This is a genomic window from Variovorax sp. Varisp41 (assembly GCF_047325085.1).
GTDB lineage: Bacteria > Pseudomonadota > Gammaproteobacteria > Burkholderiales > Burkholderiaceae_C > Variovorax.
Window position 1 is genome coordinate 5,200,662 of record NZ_CP168540.1, and the last position, 22,304, is coordinate 5,222,965.

A 22,304-nucleotide genomic window follows, 5' to 3' on the forward strand; every position below is an offset into this window, starting at 1 on the left:
GATGGTTTTGCATGGATACCATCGACGGCATCGATCGTTCGATGCAACGGAAGGCCTCCATGGAACTGCGGCACCTGCGCTACTTCAGCGCCCTGGCCGGCTCGCTCAACTTCACGCGCGCGGCCGAGCGGCTGCACGTCACGCAGTCGACGCTGTCGCACCAGATCAAGCAGCTCGAGGAGGAGCTGGGCCGGCCGCTGTTCGACCGCATCGGCAAGCGCGTGGCGCTGACCGAGGCCGGCGAGGCCTTCCTGCACCACGCCACGCGCGCGCTGCAGGAGATCGACCGCGGCCTCGGCGCGCTGCGCGAGGACCCGCAGGAGGCGGCCGGCGAACTGCGCATCGGCTCGACCCACACCTTCAACCTCGGCTTCATTCCCGACTGCATCGCGGGCTTCCAGCAGCGCTATCCGCGCGTGCGCGTGAGGGTCGACGAACTCGCGGCCGACCTGATCGGCCAGCGGCTGCAGCAGGGCACGCTCGACCTCGGCATCGCCTACCGGCCGGCCCAGCCCGGGCCGCTGCAGTTCGAGCCGCTCTACAACGAGGAGATGGTGCTGGTGGTGGCGCACGACCATCCGCTGGCGCGGCGCAAGCGGCTGCGCATGGTCGAGCTGCACCGGCTGCCGATGGCGCTCTTGCCCGCGAGCTTCGCCACGCGGCAGATGCTCGACGAGTGCTTCCGCTCCTGCGGCGCCGAGCCGCAGGTGGTGGCCGAGATCAACACGCTGGCGCCGATCATGGGCCTGGTGGCGAAGACGCGGCTCGCGGCCATCGTCTCGGCCAACGCGGTGCTGCCGAACTCGGGGCTCGCGACCGTGCGGCTCGAGAGCCCGACGCCGGTGCGCACGCCCGGCATGCTGTGGGCACCGAAGGCGCGCGAGGCGGCGCCCACGCGCGCCTTCGCGGCCATCGTGCGCAAGATGGCGTTCCGCACCAGCATGCTCGAGCGCAGCGACGGCTAGCCAACGACTGGCACCATTTGCAACCGCTGTGGCGCGCATTGCTACCTTCCGCGCCTTGTGTACCAGGCAGGCCGTGCCCATCTGCCGGACAATGGATCCCGCTGTTCCATCCTCCCGCGACACCAGAGACAAGCCATGAAACTCCCCACCCGCGTCCAGATCGTCGACGTCGGCCCGCGCGACGGGCTGCAGAACGAGAAGCAGCCGGTTTCGGCCGAGACCAAGATCGGCCTGGTGCACCGGCTGCAGGACGCCGGCCTCGAGGAGATCGAGGTCACCAGCTTCGTGAGCCCGAAGTGGGTGCCGCAGATGGCCGACAACGCCGAGGTGATGCACGGCATCCAGCGCAAGGCCGGCGTGCGCTATTCGGTGCTCACGCCCAACCTGAAGGGCTTCGAGGCCGCCATCGCCGCGCCGCGCGAGGAATGGCCCGACGAGATCGTGGTGTTCGGCGCCGCGAGCGAGGCCTTCAGCCAGAAGAACATCAACTGCTCGATCGCCGAGAGCATCGAGCGCTTCGCGCCCGTGGTGGCCGCGGCGCTCGACAAGGGCATCCGCGTGCGCGGCGCGATGTCGTGCACGGTCGGCTGCCCCTACGAAGGCGAGATCGCCCCGGCCAAGGTCGGCTACCTCGCGCAGCTGATGAAGGGCATCGGCGTGCAGCGCGTCGACGTGGCCGACACCATCGGCGTGGGCACGCCGCGCAAGGTGCAGGCGGCGATGGAGGCCACGCTGGCCCACTTCGGCGTCGACGCGATCTCCGGCCACTTCCACGACACCTACGGGCAGGCGCTGGTCAACACGCTGGCGGCGCTCGAGCTGGGCGTGTGGAATTTCCAGTCCTCCTCGGCCGGCCTCGGCGGCTGCCCCTATGCCAAGGGCGCGACCGGCAACGTGGCGACCGAGGACGTGGTCTACATGCTGCACGGCATGGGCATCGAGACCGGCATCGACCTCGACAAGCTGATCGACGCCGGCGTCTACATCAGCGAGGCGCTGGGCCGCGAGCCGAACTCGCGCGCCTCGAAGGCGATCCGCACCAAGCGCGCGGGCTGAGCGCCGTCAGCGCCCGAAGGCGCGCAGACCGAGCAGCACCACCACCGCCACGGCCAGCAGCACCGTGGTGCATTGCCAGAACAGCACCGGCCGGCGCTCGATCAGCGCCGGCGCTCGCGCGCGCAGGAACTCGGCGCCCGGTGACTGCAGGTCGTGCGCGAACTCCGACACCGCCTGCTGCCGCTTCGCGGGCTGCGGATGCAGCGCCTTCTGCAGCACCGCGTCGACCCAGGCCGGCAGCTCGGGCCGGAACTGGCGCAGCGGCACATAGCGCAGGCGATGGGCATCGGCCGTGCCGCGGATGCGCGAAGCCTGCAGCCCGTAGGGCAGCTGCCCGCTCAGCATGCGGTAGGCGATCACGGCCAGCGAGAACAGGTCGGAGCGCGCCGTGCCGCCCTGGCCCGTGAAGTACTCGGGCGCGGTGTACTGCGGCGTGCCCTCGATCGCGAGCGCGCGCGGCTCGCCGCCGCCGTCGTCGAGCCCGGCCACGTGGGTGGCGCCCAGGTCGATCAGCTTGACCGTGCCCGCGCGGTCGATCATCGCGTTCTCGGGCCGCAGGTCCTGGTGCAGCATCTCCTTGCCGTGCATCGCCTGCAGGCCGCGCGCGAGCTGCGCGACGATGGCGCGCACGCTGTCGAGCGAGGGCCGCGGATGGTCGACCATCCACTGCGCGAGCGTCTGGCCCTCCACGTATTCCATCGCCACGAACAGGTGGCCGCGCGTGCGTTCCAGCGGCCAGGCCTTGAGCACGTGCGGGCTGTCGATGCGCCGCGCCACCCATTCCTCGAGCACGAAGCGGTCGAGGTAGGCGGCATCCTCGCGCAGGTCCACCGAGGGCAGCTTCAGCACCGCGGGGCGGCCGCTGGCGTCGTCGGTGGCGAGGTAGACGTGGCTGCGCGAACTCAGGTGGATCTCGCGCACCAGCGTGAAGCCCTCGAAGCGGTCGCGCGGCGCCAGCGCCGGCGGCAGCGCGAGCCCTTCGCGCTCGAGCGGCAGCGCCGGCGCATCGGGCGCGGGCAGCTCGTCGATGCGCAGCAACTGCACGGTGGCATCGTCCTGGCCGCCGCGCGCGCGGGCGATCTGCACCAGGCGCAGTGCGGCCGCGTCGAGGTCGCCGGCGCAGCGCGCCAGTGCGTCGTTGACGGCGGCGGCATCGAGGTGCGCATGCGCGCCGTCGGTGGCCAGCAGGTAGACCTCGCCGGCCTCGGCCTCCCAGCAGCGGTAGTCGATCTCGACGTTGGGGCCCGCGCCCAGCGCGCGGCCCAGGTACGACTCCACCGACGAGACATGCACGCGGTGGTCGTCGGTGAGCTGCTCGAGCGCGCTCGCGTGCACGCGGTAGATGCGCGCATCGCCCACGTGCAGCAGGTGCAGCTCGCGGCCCTTGAGGATCAGCGCGCTGAAGGTGCAGACGTAGCCGCTGTCCTTGTCGAAGCGCGCGTCGCTGCGCATGGTCTGCGCATGCAGCCAGGAATTGGTGGCGCCCAGCACGCGCTGCGCCGCGCGGCGCACCGACCAGGCGTCGGAGGTGGCGTAGTAGTCCTCGAGGAAGCCGCGCACGGCCGCCGCACTCGCGACCTGGCTCACGCGGCTCGAGCCGATGCCGTCGGCCAGCGCGAGCGCGATGCCCTTGGCGGCGCGCAGCGACCCCTCGGGCAGCATCGCGCCATGGAAGTCCTGGTTGACCGCCGACCCGACGCCGGCCAGCGAGTGCTGGCCCAGCGTGACGCGCGGCGCCTGGCGCCCGGCGGCCATGGAGGCGCGATCAGCCTGCGACGCGCTTGGGCGCCGTCTTGTAGTGCGTGGCGTAGAGCGTGAGGCCGACGAAGCTCAGGCCGCCGACCAGGTTGCCGATCACCGTGGGCAGCTCGTTCCAGATCAGGTAGTCCATCAGCGTGAACTTGCCGCCGAGCATCAGGCCGGTGGGGAACAGGAACATGTTGACGATCGAATGCTCGAAGCCCATGTAGAAGAAGATCATCACCGGCATCCACATGCCGATCGCCTTGCCCGAGACGGTGGTCGACATCATGGCCGCGACCACGCCGGTCGACACCATCCAGTTGCACATCACGCCGCGGATGAACAGCGTCAGCATGCCGGCCGCGCCGTGCGCGGAGTAGCCGACCGTGCGGCCCTCGCCGATGTGGCCGAGCCGCTCGCCGATGGCGTTGGGCGCCTCGCTGAAACCGAAGGTGAAGATGATCGCCATGAACACCGCGACCGTGAGCGCGCCCGCGAAGTTGCCGACGAACACCAGGCCCCAGTTGCGCATCACGCCGCCCCAGGTGGCGCCGGGGCGCTTGTCGAGCACGGCGAGCGGCGCCAGCGTGAAGACGCCGGTCAGCAGGTCGAAGCCCAGCAGGTACAGCATGATGAAGCCGACCGGGAACAGCATCGCGCCGACCAGCGCATTGCCGGTGTTGACCGTGATGCTGACCGCGAAGGCCGCGGCCAGCGCCAGGATGGCGCCGGCCATGAACGAACGGATCAGCGTGTCGCGCGTGGACATGAGCAGCTTGGATTCGCCGGCATCGACCATCTTGGTGACGAACTCGGCGGGGGCTAGATAGGCCATGGGGATCCTTGGGGAGAAATGAAATGCCGGGGAAGAAGGGGGATGAGGCTCAGGCCAGCGCGACCAGCACGCGGCCCTCGTGCTCGCGCACCGCATGCGCGCGCACCGAGTGCTCGGGCGCCTCGAGGCATTCGCCGCTGCGCAGGTCGAAGTGGTTCTTGTAGAGCGGCGAGGCGACCACGACGCGGTCGCCGAGGCTGCCGACCAGCCCGCGCGAGAGCACGCTGGCGCCGGCCTTCGGGTCGACGTTGTCGATGGCGTAGAGCGTGGCCTCCCGGCCGACGCGGAAGATCGCCACGTGCACGCCCTCGACCAGCGCGCACACGCCGGTGTCGGGCAGGATGTCGGTGGCCGCGCACACGGCGGTCCAGTGCAGGTCTTGCTGGGTCATGGGGCTTCCTCTTTCGTTGTGCTTCAGGCCATCGAGACGTCGGCCGCCTCGGTGCGCTCCTCGGCGCGTGCCGGCCGCTTCTGGCCGCGCTCGCTCACGAACACGATGTGCTCGTCGGGCTTGTCGCTGTTGACGAAGGAGCGGAAGCGCTGGCGCGTGGCCGGGTCGTTGACGGCGGTCTTCCACTCGCACTGGTAGGTGTCGACCACGGCCTGCATCTGGGTCTCGAGCTCGGCGTGGAGGCCCAGCGTGTCCTGCAGCAGCACGCCCTTGAGGTACTCGAGGCCGCCCTCGAGACTCTCGCGCCAGGTGCTGGTGCGCTGCAGCCGGTCGGCGGTGCGCACGTAGAACATCAGGAAGCGGTCGATCAGGCGGATCAGCTCGGCCTTCGACAGGTCGCTCGCGAGCAGCTCGGCATGGCGCGGCTTCATGCCGCCGTTGCCGCAGACGTAGAGGTTCCAGCCCTTGTCGGTGGCGATCACGCCCACGTCCTTGCCCTGCGCCTCGGCGCATTCGCGCGTGCAGCCCGAGACGCCGAACTTGATCTTGTGCGGCGCGCGCAGGCCCTTGTAGCGGTTCTCGAGTTCGACCGCGAGGCCCACGCTGTCGTCCACGCCGTAGCGGCACCAGGTCGATCCGACGCAGCTCTTCACCGTGCGCAGCGACTTGCCGTAGGCATGGCCCGACTCGAAGCCAGCCGCGATCAGTTCCTCCCAGATCGCGGGCAGCTGCTCGACGCGCGCGCCGAACATGTCCACGCGCGCGCCGCCGGTGATCTTGGTGTAGAGGCCGTACTTCTTCGCCACCTGGCCGACCGCGATCAGCCCGTCGGGCGTGACCTCGCCGCCCGGCATGCGCGGCACCACCGAATAGGTGCCGTCCTTCTGGATGTTGCCGAGGAAGTAGTCGTTGCTGTCCTGCAGCGCGGCCAGGTCCTTCTTGAGCACGAACTCGTTCCAGCACGAGGCGAAGATGCTCGCGGCCACGGGCTTGCAGATGTCGCAGCCCAGGCCCTTGCCGTGCCTGGCGAGCAGGTCGGCGAAGCTGCGGATCTCGCCCACGCGGATCAGGTGGTAGAGCTCCTGGCGCGAATAGGGGAAGTGCTCGCAGAGGTGGTTGTCGACCGCCATGCCGCGCCTGGCCATCTCCATCTTCATGACCTGCGTGACCAGCGGCACGCAGCCGCCGCAGGTGGCGCCGGCCTTGGTGCAAGCCTTCATCGCGGCCGGGGTGCAGGCGCCCTGGCCCACGGCCTCGCAGATCCGGCCCTTGCTGACGTCGTTGCACGAGCAGATCTGCGCGCTGTCGGGCAGGGCCTCGACACCCAGGCCCGGCTTGGCCTTGCCGTCGCTCGAGGGCAGGATCAGGAATTCGGGATCCTCGGGCAGCGCGATGCCGTTGAGCGCCATCTGCAGCAGGGTGCCGTATTCGGCGGCATCGCCCACCAGCACCGCGCCGAGCAGCAGCTTGCCGTCCTCGCTGACGACGATCTTCTTGTAGACCTTCTTGCGCTCGTCGATGAACTGGTAGGCGCGCGACTTCGGCGTCCTGCCGTGCGCGTCGCCGATGCTCGCCACGTCCACGCCCATCAGCTTGAGCTTGGTGCTCATGTCGGCGCCGGTGAAGGCGGCCTCGTGCTCGCCCGCGATGTGGCGCGCCGCCACGCGCGCCATGTCGTAGCCGGGCGCGACCAGGCCGAAGGTCTGCTCGTTCCACGAGGCGCATTCGCCGATCGCGTAGACGTTGCGGTCGCTGGTGCGGCAGTGGTCGTCGACCGCCACGCCGCCGCGCGGACCCACGGCCAGCAGGCACTGGCGCGCGAGCTCGTCGCGCGGGCGGATGCCGGCCGAGAACACGATCATGTCGGTCTCGAGGTAGCTGCCGTCGGCGAACACCATGCGGTGGCGCGCGGCGGCGCCGTCGACGATCTCCACCGTGTTGCGGCCGGTGTGCACGTGCAGGCCCAGCGCCTCGATGCTCTCGCGCAGCGCGCGGCCGCCGCCCTCGTCGACCTGCACCGCCATCAGCCGCGGCGCGAACTCCACCACGTGGGTCTCGAGGCCCATGTCGCGCAGCGCCTTCGCGCATTCGAGGCCGAGCAGGCCGCCGCCCACCACCACGCCGCTGCGCGAGCGCGCGCCGCATTCCTTCATCGCCTCGAGGTCCTCGATGGTGCGGTAGACGAAGCAGTGGGGCCGGTCGCGGCCCGGCACCGCGGGCACGAAGGGGAAGGAGCCGGTGGCCAGCACCAGCTTGTCGTAGGCCACGACCTCGCCGTCGGCCGTGGTGACGGTGTTGTTGCGGCGCTCGACCGTCACCGCGCGCGCCGCGAGGCGCAGCGTGAAGCCGCTGCGCTCGAAGAAGCCGGGCTCGACCAGCGAGAGGTCTTCGGCCGTCTTGCCCGCGAAGAATTCGGACAGGTGCACCCGGTCGTAGGCCGGCCGGGGTTCCTCGCACAGGACGGTGACCTCCGCGCCGGGAATGCCGAGCGCATGGAGCTGCTCGAGGAACTTGTGGCCGACCATGCCGTGGCCGATGACTGCGATTTTCATGCTGAGGTCCTGCGGGGGCAGCCGGTCCTCGAGGGCGGGCCACCAAGGCTGTCGGGCGACAGCGGCAGGAGGCCTCCGCGACGGAACGGATGCGAATAATCGGATGGACAAACGAATCCGGCGGCTCATCGCCATCGGGTCGTTCGAACCCCGCCGTCGTTAGCGGAGGCACTGCGGACCCACCCAGGCCGGGAGGTCCGCGACGAGGTTCAGCAATATCCATGCCGCCCCAAAAGACCGGCCGCGGCCCGCGCGTGCACCGGAATCGCACCTGAATCGGCGCGGCGGCGGTGCCGCGTTCTCCGCATTGGTGCGGTGCCGCAGGCTTTTTCGTATGCTCGGGAGCCTGCAACGCGGGGCACGCGCCCCCACGAACCTCCGAAGACCCAAGCCATGTGCGGCTCCGAACTCCATTCCCTTCCCGACGGTGTCCAGCGCGTCGCGCGCGTGCTCCAGGACGCCGGCCATCCGCATGCGCCGCGCATGCTCGACGACGCCTGCCGCACCGCGCAGCAGGCGGCCGACGCGCTCGGCATCGCGGTCGGCCAGATCGCCAAGAGCATCATCTTCCGGCGCAAGAGCGACGAGGTCGCGGTGCTGGTCATCACCTCGGGCGACCGGCGCGTCGACGAGAAGAAGGTCGATGCGATCGTCGGCAAGACCGGCCGCGCCGACGCCGACTTCGTGAAGGCGCGCACCGGCTTCACCATCGGCGGCGTGTCGCCCGTGGGCCATGTGACCAAGCCGGTGGTACTGATCGACCGCGAGCTGTTCCGCTTCGAGGAGATCTGGGCCGCCGCGGGCCATCCGCACGCGGTGTTCCAGCTGCGCCCGCACGACCTCGAGACGCTCACGGGCGCACCGGTGGCCGACGTGGTGGTGGCCGCGGCGTGAACGTCGCCGAAGCGCAGGCCCTGGCCGACCGCGCCGCCGACCTGCGCGAGCGGGCCGAGCCGGTGCCCTCGCCCTGCAGCTCGGTGTGCCGCATGGACCGGCTCAGCGGCTTCTGCGAGGGCTGCCTGCGCACCATCCCCGAGATCGCGGGCTGGAGCCGCATGGAGGACGGCGAGCGGCGGCAGGTCTGGCGCGCGATAGAGTGGCGGGCCCGGGCCGGCATCTGGCGGGCGCCGGCCATCGGAGACATCGACGCATGAAGCACATCGACTTCTACCTGGACTTCATCTCGCCCTATGCCTACCTCGCATTCGAGCAACTGCCGCAGGCGCTCGAGGGCCTGAGCTGCAGCGTGGACTACCGCCCGGTGCTGCTGGGCGCGGTGCTCAAGGCGCACGGCCAGCTCGGGCCGGCCGAGATTCCCGCCAAGCGCGGCTGGACCTACCGCCACGTGCTGTGGCTGGGCCACCAGCACGGCATCGAGATCGCGATGCCGGCCTCGCATCCCTACAACCCGCTCGCGCACCTGCGGCTCGCGCTCTCCACCTCCGACGACGGCCGCGTGAGCCGGCTGGTGGCCGAGACCGTGTTCCGCCATGTCTGGCGCGGCGGCCTCGAGGCGGCCGATCCCGCGCGGCTGGCCGCGCTCACCGCGCAACTGCAACCGCGTCGCGATGCCGGCAGCGACGGGAGCAAGGCCCTGCTCCAGCGCAACACCGCGGACGCGATCGCGCTCGGCGTGTTCGGCACGCCCGCCTATGCGGTCGACGGCCGGCTGTTCTGGGGCTTCGACGGCCTCGCGATGCTGCGCGCCTACCTCACGGGCGATGCCTGGTTCGATGGCCCGCAATGGGCCGAGGCCGACCAGCGTCCGGCCCTGCTGCGCAGCAGCAAAAACTGAGCATCCGCAGCACCGACGCTGCATTTCTTACAGGCTGAAACGGGCGTCGAGGGTTTCACCTTAATCCGTAAGCGCCCGTTCAGTTTCGCGAAAGGCTCGGGTCAGTCGCGCCTCCAAGAATGCCCCACGGTCCCGAATTCGGGCGCCGCATGAACGCATACACAGGAGACGATCAATGGCAGCCACACTAGATTCACGGGGAGTGCCGCATCCGGCCCCCCGGCCCATGTCGGCGGAGGAGAAGAAGGTCATCTTCGCTTCTTCGCTGGGAACCGTGTTCGAGTGGTACGACTTCTACCTCTACGGTTCGCTCGCGGCGATCATCGCGAAGCAGTTCTTCAGCGGCCTCGATGCGGGCGCGGCCTTCATCTTCGCGCTGCTGGCCTTCGCGGCCGGCTTCCTGGTGCGTCCGTTCGGCGCCATCGTGTTCGGCCGGCTCGGCGACATGATCGGGCGCAAGTACACCTTCCTGGTCACGATCCTGATCATGGGCCTGTCGACCTTCATCGTCGGCCTGCTGCCCAGCTACGCGACCATCGGCGTCGCGGCGCCGGTGATCCTGATCGCGCTGCGCATGCTGCAGGGCCTCGCGCTCGGCGGCGAGTACGGCGGTGCCGCCACCTACGTGGCCGAGCACGCGCCGCACGGCAAGCGCGGTGCCTACACCTCGTGGATCCAGACCACGGCCACGCTCGGCCTGTTCCTGAGCCTGATCGTGATCCTGGGCGTGCGCGAAGGCCTGGGCGAAGCGGTGTTCAACGACTGGGGCTGGCGCATTCCGTTCCTGGTCTCGATCCTGCTGCTGGGCATCTCGGTGTGGATTCGCCTGTCGCTGTCGGAATCGCCGGCGTTCCAGCGCATGAAGGCCGAGGGCAAGACCTCGAAGGCGCCGCTGGCCGAATCCTTCGGCCAGTGGAAGAACCTGAAGATCGTGATCCTGGCGCTGGTGGGCCTGACGGCCGGCCAGGCCGTGGTCTGGTACTCGGGCCAGTTCTACGCGCTCTTCTTCCTGACCGCGCAGCTCAAGGTCGATGCGACCACCGCCAACCTGATGATCGCCGCCGCGCTGCTGCTGGGCACCCCGTTCTTCGTGGTCTTCGGCACGCTGTCGGACAAGATCGGCCGCAAGCCGATCATCATGGCCGGCTGCCTGCTGGCCGTGGTGACCTACTTCCCGGTCTTCAAGATGCTGACCGAGGCCGCCAACCCCGACCTCGCCAAGGCCCAGGCCACCGCCGGCGTGACCGTGACCGCCGACCCCGCGACCTGCTCGTTCCAGGGCAACCCGGTGGCGCGCGAGATCGACTTCCGCAGCTCCTGCGACATCGCCAAGCGCTACCTGGTGCAGAACTCCGTGAGCTACGAGAACGTGGCCGGCGCGCCGGGCTCGAAGGCCGTCGTGAAGATCGGCGACAAGACGGTGGAAGCACCGATCGGCAACGTCGTGAACCTCAAGTTCGACGAGGCCTCGGCCAAGGAGATCGCCGCCTTCAAGAAGGGCGTGGCCGAGGACCTGAAGATCGCGGGCTACCCGGCCAAGGCCGACCCCGCGAAGATGAACAAGGTGCTGACGGTGCTGCTGCTGTTCTGGCTGGTGCTGCTGGTGACCATGGTCTACGGGCCCATCGCCGCGATGCTGGTCGAGCTGTTCCCCACGCGCATCCGCTACACCTCGATGAGCCTGCCGTACCACATCGGCAACGGCTGGTTCGGCGGCCTGCTGCCGACCACCGCCTTCGCCATCGTGGCCTCCACCGGCAACATGTACAACGGCCTCTGGTACCCGATCATCATCGCGGGCATCACGCTGGTGATCGGCACGCTGTTCATCCGCGAGACCAAGGACGTGGACATCTACGCCCACGACTGAGCGCCGCGGCGCCATCGAACAGAGAGGAGGGCGCCGCGCGCCCTCCGTTCAACAAAGAGGCTTCATGCCGACCCTCGGCATGAGGCCTTTTTCTTGAACCCCGCATTACCCATCTCAGGAGACAGAACCCATGTGGAAAATCGCAGTCGGCTTCGCCATCTTCGCGGCCATCGCGCTGTACGTGATCTCGAAGGCCGGCGACAAGGTCGACATGTCGGGCGAGAAGCACGGCGTGACGCACGAAACGGCGCCTGCGGCGCCCGCGGCTGCGGCGAGCGCGCCGAAGTAAATCTCCGAAGCGCTGCCTAGCGCTTGAAGCGGCCGTCGCTCACGATCGAGAGGTCGACGTATTCGATGCCGGTGTGATCGGTCGGCGAATACGAGATATCGAGCCCGCCGCCCGGGTCGTACTGGAAGGCATTGAGCGTGGCCAGCAGCCGCGCGCGCGTGGGCTTGGGCCCGGTGCGGCGCAGCGCCTCCACCAGCACCTTGGTCGCGACGAAGCCTTCGAGCAGCGCGGGCGACAGCTCCTCCTGCCCCTTGGCCTTGGCGAGCGCCAGGGCCTCCTTGATCAGCGGGTTGCCGAACGAGCGCTCGTAGGGGAACACCTGCGTGACGATCACGCCGCGGCTCGCGCTGCCGAGGTCCTTGATGAAGCCCGAGGCCGCGTTGTTCGACAGCGTGACCACCTGCGCGGCCGAGCCCGCGGCGCGCAGCGCCTTCACGCCATCGGACACCGAGGTGCCCGAGCCGATCCACAGCACGGCCTGCGCATTGGCCTCGACCAGCTTCGGCACGATGGCCGCGAAGTCGGGCTTGTTGCGGTCGGCCAGCGCGATCACCACCGGCTTGAGGTTGGCCTTCTCGAAGCCGCGGTTCGCGCCCTCGAGCCCGTCCTTGCCGAAGGAGTCGTCGGCCTGCACCACCGCGATGCGCTGGATGCCCGTGGTCTGCAGGTGCACCACCGCCTTCTCGGCCTCGCGCTGGTAGGTGGAACGCACGTTGAAGATGTTCTTCTGCACCGGCTTGTGCAGCGCCATCGCGCCGGTCGAGGGGCCGACCAGCGGCACGCCGTGCTTGTCGAGCAGCGGGATCACCGCGAGCGTGTTGGGCGTGCCGCGGTTGAGCAGCAGCGCGACCACCTTCCTGTCCTCGATCAGGATGCGCGAGTTCTCGAGCGAGCGCTTGGCGTCGAGGCCGTCGTCCATGCGGATGACCTCGATCTGCTCGCCGTTGATGCCGCCCTGGGCATTCACCTGGTCGATGACCAGCTGCGAGCCCATGATCGTCTCCTTCACGCTGGCCGCCACCGGTCCCGACAGGTCGGCCGACTGGCCGATCACGATCTGGGCCGAGGCGCCGGTCGCCGCGAGTGCGAGCAGCAAGGCGGCGGCGCGCAGGCGCGGGTTGCTTTTCTTCTTCTTCATCGACAAAACCTTTCCCGTCGGGATTCGTGTCCATGTCAGCAAATGCAATTATGTGTAGCCAGACGTGACATGCAATTCCTCGTGCAAACCCTGTCAAACCGTTGTTTGCAAAAGCAAAAAGCCGGGCACGCGGCCCGGCTTGGTCAAGGGGGAAGGGCGGCGCTTCAGCGCTTGAAGCGGCCCTCGCTGATGATCGCGAGGTCGGCGAAATCGATGCCGCTGTGGTCCTGCGGCGAGTAGCTGACCTCGAGGCCGCCGAGGTCGTAGTCGCGCAGGCCGTCGAGCGCGGCCACCACGCGGGCGCGTGTGGGCTTGGGGCCGGCGCGGCGCAGCGCCTCCACCAGCACCTTGGCCGAGGCGAAGCCCTCGAGCGCCGCGGGCGAGAGCTCGTTCTGGCCCTTGGCCTTCGCGAGCGCGATCGCCTCCTTCACCATCGGGTAGCTGATCGAGCGCTCGCTCGGGAACACCTGCGTGACCACCACGCCGCGGCTGGCGTCGCCCAGCTGCTTGATGAAGCCCGAGGAAGCGTTGTTCGACAGCGTGACCACCTGCGCCGCCGAGCCGGCCGCGCGCAGCGCCTTGATGCCGTCGACCACCGCGCTGCCCGAGCCGATCCACAGCACCGCCTGCGCCTTGGCCTGGACGATGGCGGGCACGATGGCCGCGTAGTCGGGCTTGTCGCGGTCGGCCGGCACGGTGGCCGCGGGCTGGGCCTTGGCCTTGCCGAAGCCGGTCATCGCGCCCTCGAGCGCGTCGGCGCCGAAGGAGTCGGTCACGTGCACGACCGCGATGCGCACCATGCCGATGGTCAACAGGTGCTGTACCGCCTTCTCGGCCTCGCGCTGGTAGGTGGCGCGCACGTTGAACACGTTCCGCTGCACCGGCTTGTGCAGCACCATCGCGCCGGTGGAAGGCCCGATCAGCGCCACGCCGTGCTTGTCGAGCCAGGGAATGATGGCCTGCGAATGCGGCGTGCCGCGGCTCATGAAGAGCGCGAGCACCTTCCTGTCCTCGATCAGCGCGCGGCCGTTCTCGCCCGCGCGCTTCACGTCGAAGCCGTCGTCGAGCCGGATCACCTCGATCTTCTCGCCGTGCACGCCGCCCTGCGCGTTGGCGGCATCGATCACGAGCTGAGCGCCGCCGATGGTCTCGTTGACGCTGGCGGCCACCGGGCCGGTCATGCCGGCGGTCTGGCCGATCAGGAGCTGCGCCTGCGCGGGCAGCAACAGCAGCGCACCGAGCGCGATCAGGACCGCGCGCAGGCGGCCGTGCTTCTTCGTCATGTGGTCGTCCCCCGTTGTCGATGGCGTCGCCACCGTTGCAAACCAACGCCTTATTTGTTTCCAAAAGTATTCCGAAGGCCATTCGGACAAACCCCTGCGACCGCACCGACCTTGTGACGCAGTGCACGGGAGCGTCATGGACCACTCCCTAGAATGTTTGCCCCACCCCCAAGGCACTCATGACACAGGGCTCCATCCGCATCCGTGGCGCACGCCAGCACAACCTCCAGAATCTCGACCTCGACATCCGCACCGGCGAGATGACCGTGGTCACCGGGCCCAGCGGCTCGGGCAAGTCGAGCCTCGTGTTCGACACCCTGTACGCCGAGGGCCAGCGGCGCTACGTCGAGACCTTCTCCGCCTACGCCCGCCAGTTCCTCGACCGCATGGACAAGCCGGCGGTCGACAAGGTCGAGGGCGTGCCGCCCGCGATCGCCATCGACCAGACCAACCCGGTGCGCTCCTCGCGCTCCACGGTCGGCACGATGACCGAGCTCAACGACCACCTGAAGCTGCTCTACGCACGCGCGGCCGACCTGTTCGACCGCGAGACCGCGCTGCCGGTGCGCCACGACTCGCCCGACAGCATCTATGCGCAGATCGTCGAGCGCGCGGCGGCCGCGGGCGATCCGCGGCTGGTCGTGACCTTCCCGGTCGAGCTGCCCGCGAGCACCACGGCCGACGAGGTCACGCAGTGGCTGTCGGCCAGCGGCTTCACGCGCGTTCAGTCCGAGCGCGAGGTGGCCACGCCCACCGGGCCGCGCAAGGTGCTCGACGTGGTGGCCGACCGCTTCCGCGCCTCGAGCGCCGAGCGCTCGCGCGTGGTGGAGGCGATCGAGGTCGCGCTCAAGCGCGGCAGCGGGCGCGTGACGGTGCATGCGACGGGCGCCGAGGAGAACGCGCCGACCGATGTATGGAAGTTCTCGACCGGCCTGCATTGCCCCGAGAGCGACATCCGCTACGGCGACCCGATCCCGTCGATGTTCTCGTTCAACTCGGCCGTCGGCGCCTGCGACACCTGCCGCGGCTTCGGCCGCGTGATCGGCGTCGACCTCGGCCTCGTGATCCCGAACGACAAGCTCACCCTGCGCGCGGGCGCGATCAAGACCATCCAGACCCCGGCCTGGAAGGAGGCGCAGGACGACCTCATGCGCCACGCCGAGGCCGCCGGCATTCCGCGCGACACGCCGTGGAACAAGCTGACCGCCGAGCAGAAGCACTGGGTGATCGAGGGCACACCCAACTACAAGGAGGGCAACTGGAACAAGCAGTGGTACGGCATCCGCCGCTTCTTCGGCTACCTCGAGAGCAAGGCCTACAAGATGCACATCCGCGTGCTCTTGTCGAAGTACCGCAGCTACACGCCGTGCCCCACCTGCGCGGGCGCGCGGCTCAAGCTCGAAAGCCTGCTGTGGCGCATCGGCAGCAAGGAAGACGCCGACGCGGTGCTGCCGCCCGAAAAGCGCTTCATGCCGGTCGGCGTGAAGTGGACGCGCGCGCAGCTCGAGGCGCTGCCGGGCCTGTGCCTGCATGACCTGATGCTGCTGCCGATCGAGCGGCTGCGCCAGCTGTTCGACCGCATGACGACCGGCGGCGCCGCCGCGGCCGGCGAGACGCAGCGTCCGAGCGCGGCCGGCGAGGCCCAGGCGCTCAAGCTGCTGTTCGAGGAGATCACGACCCGGCTGCGCTACCTGCACGACGTCGGCATCGGCTACCTCACGCTCGACCGCCAGAGCCGCACGCTCAGCGGCGGCGAGGTGCAGCGCATCAACCTCACGACCGCGCTCGGCACTTCGCTGGTCAACACGCTGTTCGTGCTCGACGAGCCCAGCATCGGGCTGCATCCGCGCGACATGAACCGCATCACCGAGGCCATGCTGCGGCTGCGCGACGCGGGCAACACGCTGGTGGTGGTCGAGCACGACCCGGCCGTGATGCTGGCGGCCGACCGCGTGATCGACATGGGCCCGGGCCCCGGCGCGCGCGGCGGCCAGATCGTGTTCGACGGCAGCACCGACGCGCTGCGCGACGCCGACACGCTGACCGGCCAGTACCTGGGCGGGCGCAAGAAGATCGGCATGGGCTTCAAGCGGCTGGTCAGCGAGAACACGCACCGGCTCATCCTCGAGGGCGTGCGCGAGCACAACCTCAAGGACATCAGCGTGGAGTTCCCGCTCGCGCGCCTGGTCTGCGTGACCGGCGTCAGCGGCTCGGGCAAGTCGACGCTGGTGCAGGACGTGCTTGCGCCCGCGCTGATGCGCCACTTCGGCAAGGCCACCGAGACGCCCGGCGCGCACGACCGCCTGCTCGGCGCCGACCACCTCGGCGACGTGGTGTTCGTCGACCAGTCGCCGATCGGCAAGACCGCGCGTTCCAACCCCGCGAGCTACGTCGGCGCCTGGGACGCGATCCGCGAGATCTTCGCCACCGCGCCGATCTCGCGCCAGCGCGGCTACACCGCGAGCAAGTTCAGCTTCAACTCGGGCGACGGCCGCTGCCCCACCTGCGGCGGCTCGGGCTTCGAGCACGTCGAGATGCAGTTCCTCTCCGACGTCTACCTGCGCTGCCCCGACTGCGACGGCAAGCGCTATCGGCCCGAGATCCTCGAGGTGCGCATCGAGCGCCACGGCAGGAGCTACAACGTGGCCGACATCCTCGAGCTCACGGTGGCCGAGGCGGCCGCATTGTTCGACGCGGACCGCGATGTGCTCCGCGTGCTGCAGCCGATCTCCGACGTGGGCCTCGACTACGTGAAGCTGGGCCAGCCCGTGCCCACGCTGTCGGGCGGCGAGGCGCAGCGCCTCAAGCTCGCGGGCTTCCTGGCCGAGGCCGCCAAGGGCGCGACCTCGAGCAAGCAGGCGGTGGCGCGCAAGGGCACGCTGTTCCTGTTCGACGAGCCCACCACCGGCCTGCACTTCGACGACATCGCGCGGCTCATGCGCGCGCTGCGCAAGCTGCTCGACGCCGGCCATTCGCTGATCGTGATCGAGCACAACCTCGACGTGATCCGCGCCAGCGACTGGTGCATCGACCTCGGCCCCGAAGGCGGTGAGGGCGGCGGCCAGGTGGTGGCCGAGGGCACGCCCGAGCAGCTGCGCGAGAACCGCGCCTCGCTCACGGGCGCCGCGCTGGCCGACTACGAGCTCGCGATCGGCCCGGGTGCCTACAAGGTGGCCGAGCGCGCGGCGCGCCGCTACATCGCGCAGGCCAAGAAGGCGCCGGGCGCCGACGCGGTCGAGATCGTGAACGCGCGCGAGCACAACCTCAAGAACCTCAGCGTCGACATCCCGCGCGGCAAGTTCAGCGTGGTCACGGGCGTGAGCGGTTCGGGCAAGTCCACGCTGGCCTTCGACATCCTGTTCAACGAGGGCCAGCGCCGCTATCTCGAATCGCTCAACGCCTATGCGCGCAGCATCGTGCAGCCCGCGGGCCGGCCCGAGGTCGATGCCGTCTACGGCATTCCGCCCACGGTGGCGATCGAGCAGCGCCTGTCGCGCGGCGGCCGCAAGAGCACCGTGGGCACCACCACCGAGGTCTGGCACTTCCTGCGCCTCCTGTTCGTGAAGCTCGGCGTGCAGCACTGCGTGAAGGACGGCGCGGCCGTGCAGCCGCAGACGCCCGACAGCATCGCGGCGCAGCTGATGCGCAACTTCAAGGGCCAGCACATCGGCTTGCTCGCGCCGCTGGTGAGCAACCGCAAGGGCGTCTACACCGAGCTGGCCGACTGGGCGCGGCCGCGCGGCTTCACGCATCTGCGCGTCGATGGCGACTTCCTGCCGACCGCGGGCTTCCCGCGCATCGACCGCTTCAAGGAACACAGCATCGAGCTGCCGGTGGCCAGCCTCGACGTGCTGCCCACGAACGAGAACCAGCTGCGCGAGGCGCTCACGAAGGCGCTCGAGCACGGCAAGGGCGTGGTGCACGTGCTCAGCGAGATGGACGGCCTGCGCGCCGCCATGATGGCCGGCGTGACGGCCGCGGGCATCGGCCGCGTCAGCGTGTTCTCGACCCTGCGCGCCTGCCCGGTCTGCAGCACCAGCTACGCCGAGCTCGATCCGCGCCTGTTCAGCTACAACAGCAAGCACGGCTGGTGCCCCGACTGCGTGGGCACCGGCGTCAAGCTCAGCAAGGAGCAGCGCAAGATTTTCGACGACTCGGTGATGGCCGACGACCAGAAGGGGCGCGAGCAGACCTTCGCCGAGCCCGACGCCGAGGACGTGGGCGACGTGGCCTGCCCGACCTGCAAGGGCACGCGGCTCAATCCGACCGCGCGCGCGGTGCTGTTCGGCGGCGGCGCGGTCCATGCGCATGCCGGCACGCCGGGCTGGGGCGAGGGCGGCATCGGCATCACCGAGCTCGCGCGCATGAGCGTGACCGACATCCGCACCTGGTTCGAGAACCTCTCGCTCTCGGGCCGCGAGGCCGAGATCGCGCGCGACCTGGTGCCCGAGATCAAGAGCCGGCTCGAGTTCCTCGAGGAGGTGGGCCTGGGCTACCTCACGCTCGACCGCGGCGCGCCCACGCTGTCCGGCGGCGAGGCGCAGCGCATCCGGCTCGCGGCGCAGCTCGGCAGCAACCTGCAGGGCGTGTGCTACGTGCTCGACGAGCCGACCATCGGCCTGCATGCGCGCGACAACCGCATCCTGCTCGACGCGCTGCACAAGCTCGGCGACAAGGGCAACACGCTGGTGGTGGTGGAGCACGACGAGGACACGATCCGCCGCGCCGACCACATCATCGACATCGGCCCGAGCGCCGGCAAGCGCGGCGGCCGCCTGGTGGCGCAGGGCGCGGTGGCCGACATCGAGCAGGCGGCCGAGTCGCAGACCGGCCGCTACCTGCGCGACGCGATCAAGCACCCGCTGCAGGCGCGCCGGCTCATTCCCTCGCCCGACCCGAAGGCGCCCGACAACGGCCAGTGGCTCACGGTGCGCGGCGCCGACATGCACAACCTGCAGGACGTGACGGTCACCGTGCCGCTGCAGCGGCTGGTGGTGGTCACGGGCGTGAGCGGCTCGGGCAAGTCCACGCTCGCGCGCGACGTGCTGCTGGCCAACGTGCAGGCGGTGGTGCAGCAACGCAGCACCAAGGCCGGCCGCGACGCCGATGCCGCGGGCAAGCGCCCGGCCTGGGCCGGCTGCAAGGGCGTCGAGGGCTACCAGAGCGTGGACCGCGTGCTCGAGGTCGACCAGACCCCGATCGGCAAGACCCCGCGCAGCTGCCCCGCGACCTACATCGGCTTCTGGGACACCATCCGCAAGCTGTTCGCCGACACGCTCGAAGCCAAGGCGCGCGGCTACGGCCCGGCGCGCTTCAGCTTCAACACCGGCGAGGGCCGCTGCCCGGCCTGCGACGGCGCGGGCGTGCGCACCATCGAGATGAGCTTCCTGCCCGACGTGAAGGTGCCCTGCGAGGTCTGCCACGGCGCGCGCTTCAACCCCGAGACGCTGGCCGTGAGCTGGCGCGGCAAGAGCATCGGCGACGTGCTGCAGATGGAGGTGGACGAGGCGGTCGAGTTCTTCGCGAGCATGCCCAACATCAGCCATCCGCTGCAGCTGCTCAAGGACGTGGGCCTCGGCTACCTGACCCTGGGCCAGCCCTCGCCCACGCTGTCGGGGGGCGAGGCGCAGCGCATCAAGCTGGTGACCGAACTCAGCAAGGTGCGCGACGACATCACGCGCCGCGGCCAGAAGGCGCCGCACACGCTCTACGTGCTCGACGAGCCGACCGTGGGCCTGCACATGGCCGACGTCGAGAAGCTGATCCACGTGCTGCACCGGCTGGTGAACGGCGGCCACAGCGTGGTGGTGATCGAGCACGACCTCGACCTGATCGCCGAGGCCGACTGGATCGTCGACCTCGGTCCCGAGGGCGGCAACGGCGGCGGCCGCGTGGTGGCGGCTGCTGCGCCCGAGGAAGTGGTGCGGCTGGGCACGCACACGGGCGTGGCGCTGGCGCCGGTGCTGGCGCGCTGAGGCTTTCTTCGGCCGGCACCAACGCCGGACGGTAGCCCCGAACCGTCCGGCGCGGGAGCTTGCCCCTGCGCTCGACGCGGTCGGGGCCTCGGGCCTCGCCGCGGCCGCGCGCGCGGCGCAGAATGCTTCGAACCCTTGGCGCAGGCGCTCATCCTGGACCCGCCATGGTGGAACGGATCGGGTGCGGCGCCGGCCGGGGCTCGCAAGGAGCCATGCCATGACCCGCTTCATCGATGTCCACAGCCTGGTCCGCCTGGTCGATGAGACCGGCGTGCCGCAGTTCCTCACGGCCCTGGCCGACGCGCTGCGCGACGACTTCCTGCGCTGGCGCGAGTTCGACAAGAAGGCCCGCGTGGCCAGCCATTCGCACCTCGGCGTGATCGAGCTGATGCCGGTGGCCGACGACGGCGCCTATGCCTTCAAGTACGTCAATGGCCATCCGCACAACACCGCGGTCGGGCTGCCCACCGTCATGGCCTTCGGCGTGCTCGCCGAGGTCGACACCGGCTATCCGGTGCTGCTGTCCGAGCTCACCCTCACCACCGCATTGCGCACGGCAGCCACTTCCGCCATGGCGGCGCGCGCGCTCGCACGGCCCGGCTCGCGCAGCCTGGCGCTGATCGGCAACGGCTCGCAGAGCGAGTTCCAGGCGCTGGCCTTCCATGCGCTGCTGGGCATCGAGGAGGTGCGCGTGTTCGACATCGACCCGCATGCCACCGACAAGCTGGTGCGCCATCTCTCGGCCTGCTCGCCGATGGCGATCGTGCGCGCGCATTCGGTGGCCGAGGCGGTGCGCGGCGCCGACATCGTGACCACCGTCACCGCCTACCAGGGCCATGCGACGGTGCTCGAGCCCGGGATGATCGAACCGGGCATGCACATCAACGCGGTGGGCGGCGATTCGCCCGGCAAGACCGAGCTCGACCCCGGCGTGCTGCGCGGCGCGCGCGTGTTCGTGGAGTACGAGCCGCAGACCCGCGTCGAGGGCGAGATCCAGCAACTGGCGGCCGACTTTCCGGTGCACGAGCTCTGGAAGGTGCTGCTCGGCGAGGTGCCGGGCCGCGAGCGGCCGGACCAGGTCACGGTGTTCGATTCGGTCGGCTTCGCGCTCGAGGACTACACCGCGCTGCGCTACATCCACCAGCTCGCCATCGAGCGCGGCGTGGGCCGGCAGATCGCGCTGGTGCCCGAGCTCGACGATCCCAAGGACCTGTTCGGGCTCACGGCCGCGGGCCGGCGCCGGGCCGTGCTGCGGCGTGCGGCATGATGGGCGGCTGTCCAGCCACGGCGCCCGCCGCCGACCCCGTTCCATGCTCACCATCTACAACGACCGGCACTCACTGCACCAGGGCAAAGTCGAGATGTTCCGCGGCGAGCTCGTGCCGTGCTTCGAGGTGCCGGCACGCGCCGACCACGTGAAGGCCGAGATCGAGCGCCGCGCGCTCGGCCCGCTGCTCGCACCCGATGCGCTGCCCGACGCACTGCTCGCCAAGGTGCATGCGCCGCGCTACCTCGACTTCATCGCCGGCGCCTGGGACGAATGGGTGGCGCTCGATCCCGCCAATGCCGGGCGCGACGCGCTGCCCTCGTACTGGCCCACGCGCGGCATGCGCACCGACGTGCTGCCCGCGAGCTTCCCAGCGCGCCTGGGACTGTTCGGCTTCGATGCCGGCACGCCGCTGACGGCCGGCAGCTGGGCCGCCGCGCGCCATGGCGCGGCCAGCGCCTTCACGGCCGCGCAGCGCGTCATCGGCGGCGAGCGCGCCGCCTTCGCGCTGACCCGGCCGCCGGGCCATCATGCGGGCGCCGATTTCTTCGGCGGCTACTGCTTCCTCAACAACGCCGCCGTGGCCGCGCAGGCGCTGCGCGACGCGGGCATCGAACGCGTGGCCGTGCTCGACGTCGACTACCACCACGGCAACGGCACCCAGGCCATCTTCTACGCGCGCGACGACGTGCATTTCGCGAGCCTGCATGCCGATCCCGTCACCGACTATCCCTACTACCTCGGCCATGCCGACGAGCGCGGCGCCGGCGCGGGGCTGGGCTTCAACCACAACCTGCCGCTGCCGCGTGGCACCGACTTCGCGCTCTGGCGCGCGGCGCTGACGAGCGCGCTCGCGCGCATCGCCGAGGTGAAGGCCGGCGCGCTCGTGGTCTCGCTCGGCGTCGACACCTTCGAGGGCGATCCGATCTCGGGCTTCAGGCTGCGCGGCGACGACTACCTGCGCATGGGCGAGGACCTCGCGCGCGCGGGCCTGCCGACGGTGTTCGTGTTCGAGGGCGGCTATGCGGTGGCCGAGGTGGGCGTCAACGCGGTGAACGTGCTCGAGGGCTTCGAGCAGGCCTGAATGTCCTTGCGGCCTTGAGGAAATCAGGGCTGCCCCGGTTGTCTCGTGCCGATCGGCGGGG

General features: G+C 69.9%; 16 protein-coding genes. 10 read left to right on the top strand and 6 right to left on the bottom strand.

Annotated elements, in window-relative coordinates:
• Positions 1-59: 59 nt before the first annotated feature.
• Entirely contained in the window at positions 60-965 is a 906-nt protein-coding gene (locus ACEN9J_RS24015; protein ID WP_093348407.1) for a LysR substrate-binding domain-containing protein, read from the top strand.
• Positions 966-1,100: 135 nt separating this feature from the next.
• Positions 1,101-2,021 (top strand): hydroxymethylglutaryl-CoA lyase, encoded by a 921-nt coding sequence (locus ACEN9J_RS24020; protein ID WP_208508655.1) that lies wholly within the window; start codon positions 1,101-1,103, stop codon positions 2,019-2,021.
• 6 nt (positions 2,022-2,027) lie between these two features.
• Here the strand turns inward: ACEN9J_RS24020 and ACEN9J_RS24025 are convergent, their stop codons facing one another.
• From ACEN9J_RS24025 to nirB, 4 genes are read right to left on the bottom strand one after another with little or no spacing between them, the layout of a single operon-like run.
• A complete protein-coding gene (locus ACEN9J_RS24025; RefSeq protein WP_413762248.1) occupies positions 2,028-3,776 on the bottom strand; it encodes a protein kinase domain-containing protein in 1,749 nt (582 codons plus the stop codon).
• 10 nt (positions 3,777-3,786) lie between these two features.
• Positions 3,787-4,599 carry a formate/nitrite transporter family protein gene (locus tag ACEN9J_RS24030; protein WP_057590720.1) on the bottom strand — a complete coding sequence of 271 codons (813 nt, stop codon included), beginning with the start codon at positions 4,597-4,599 and terminating at the stop codon, positions 3,787-3,789.
• Positions 4,600-4,648: 49 nt separating this feature from the next.
• Positions 4,649-4,990 (bottom strand): nitrite reductase small subunit NirD, encoded by a 342-nt coding sequence (gene nirD / locus ACEN9J_RS24035; protein ID WP_057590721.1) that lies wholly within the window; start codon positions 4,988-4,990, stop codon positions 4,649-4,651.
• A gap of 23 nt (positions 4,991-5,013) precedes the next feature.
• Positions 5,014-7,542, bottom strand: coding sequence for a nitrite reductase large subunit NirB (gene nirB, locus ACEN9J_RS24040; RefSeq protein WP_413762249.1), 2,529 nt, complete (start codon positions 7,540-7,542; stop codon positions 5,014-5,016).
• A 393-nt stretch (positions 7,543-7,935) separates the two neighbouring features.
• On the opposite strand from nirB, the gene ACEN9J_RS24045 reads away from it, so the two are divergent.
• The 5 genes from ACEN9J_RS24045 (at position 7,936) to ACEN9J_RS24065 (ending at position 11,496) form a co-directional block, all read left to right on the top strand.
• Entirely contained in the window at positions 7,936-8,436 is a 501-nt protein-coding gene (locus ACEN9J_RS24045) for a YbaK/EbsC family protein (protein ID WP_057590723.1), read from the top strand.
• On the top strand, positions 8,433-8,696 hold the full coding sequence (locus ACEN9J_RS24050; protein ID WP_409976537.1) for a DUF1289 domain-containing protein: 264 nt from the start codon (positions 8,433-8,435) through the stop codon (positions 8,694-8,696). The genes ACEN9J_RS24045 and ACEN9J_RS24050 overlap by 4 nt, the downstream gene beginning before the upstream one ends.
• Entirely contained in the window at positions 8,693-9,337 is a 645-nt protein-coding gene (locus ACEN9J_RS24055) for a 2-hydroxychromene-2-carboxylate isomerase (protein WP_413762250.1), read from the top strand. The genes ACEN9J_RS24050 and ACEN9J_RS24055 overlap by 4 nt, the downstream gene beginning before the upstream one ends.
• Before the next feature lie 175 nt (positions 9,338-9,512).
• Complete coding sequence (locus tag ACEN9J_RS24060; protein WP_057590726.1) at positions 9,513-11,207, top strand: MFS transporter; 1,695 nt, start codon at positions 9,513-9,515, stop codon at positions 11,205-11,207.
• 130 nt (positions 11,208-11,337) lie between these two features.
• Positions 11,338-11,496, top strand: coding sequence for a hypothetical protein (locus ACEN9J_RS24065; protein WP_296727529.1), 159 nt, complete (start codon positions 11,338-11,340; stop codon positions 11,494-11,496).
• Positions 11,497-11,512: 16 nt separating this feature from the next.
• On the opposite strand, the gene ACEN9J_RS24070 is transcribed toward ACEN9J_RS24065, so the two are convergent.
• Positions 11,513-12,634 carry an ABC transporter substrate-binding protein gene (locus ACEN9J_RS24070; protein WP_413762251.1) on the bottom strand — a complete coding sequence of 374 codons (1,122 nt, stop codon included), beginning with the start codon at positions 12,632-12,634 and terminating at the stop codon, positions 11,513-11,515.
• 164 nt (positions 12,635-12,798) lie between these two features.
• Positions 12,799-13,917, bottom strand: coding sequence for an ABC transporter substrate-binding protein (locus ACEN9J_RS24075; protein WP_413762252.1), 1,119 nt, complete (start codon positions 13,915-13,917; stop codon positions 12,799-12,801).
• Positions 13,918-14,096: 179 nt separating this feature from the next.
• Here ACEN9J_RS24075 and uvrA point away from each other — a divergent pair, with 179 nt between their 5' ends.
• The 3 genes from uvrA to ACEN9J_RS24090 all read left to right on the top strand — a co-directional run bounded on the left by uvrA (position 14,097) and on the right by ACEN9J_RS24090 (position 22,243).
• Positions 14,097-19,892 carry an excinuclease ABC subunit UvrA gene (gene uvrA / locus ACEN9J_RS24080; RefSeq protein ID WP_413762253.1) on the top strand — a complete coding sequence of 1,932 codons (5,796 nt, stop codon included), beginning with the start codon at positions 14,097-14,099 and terminating at the stop codon, positions 19,890-19,892.
• Positions 19,893-20,109: 217 nt separating this feature from the next.
• Complete coding sequence (locus ACEN9J_RS24085; protein WP_413762254.1) at positions 20,110-21,159, top strand: ornithine cyclodeaminase; 1,050 nt, start codon at positions 20,110-20,112, stop codon at positions 21,157-21,159.
• A gap of 43 nt (positions 21,160-21,202) precedes the next feature.
• The gene (locus ACEN9J_RS24090; RefSeq protein ID WP_413762255.1) at positions 21,203-22,243 is read left to right on the top strand and encodes a histone deacetylase family protein; all 1,041 of its coding nucleotides are present in this window, start codon (positions 21,203-21,205) and stop codon (positions 22,241-22,243) included.
• Positions 22,244-22,304: the final 61 nt, after the last annotated feature.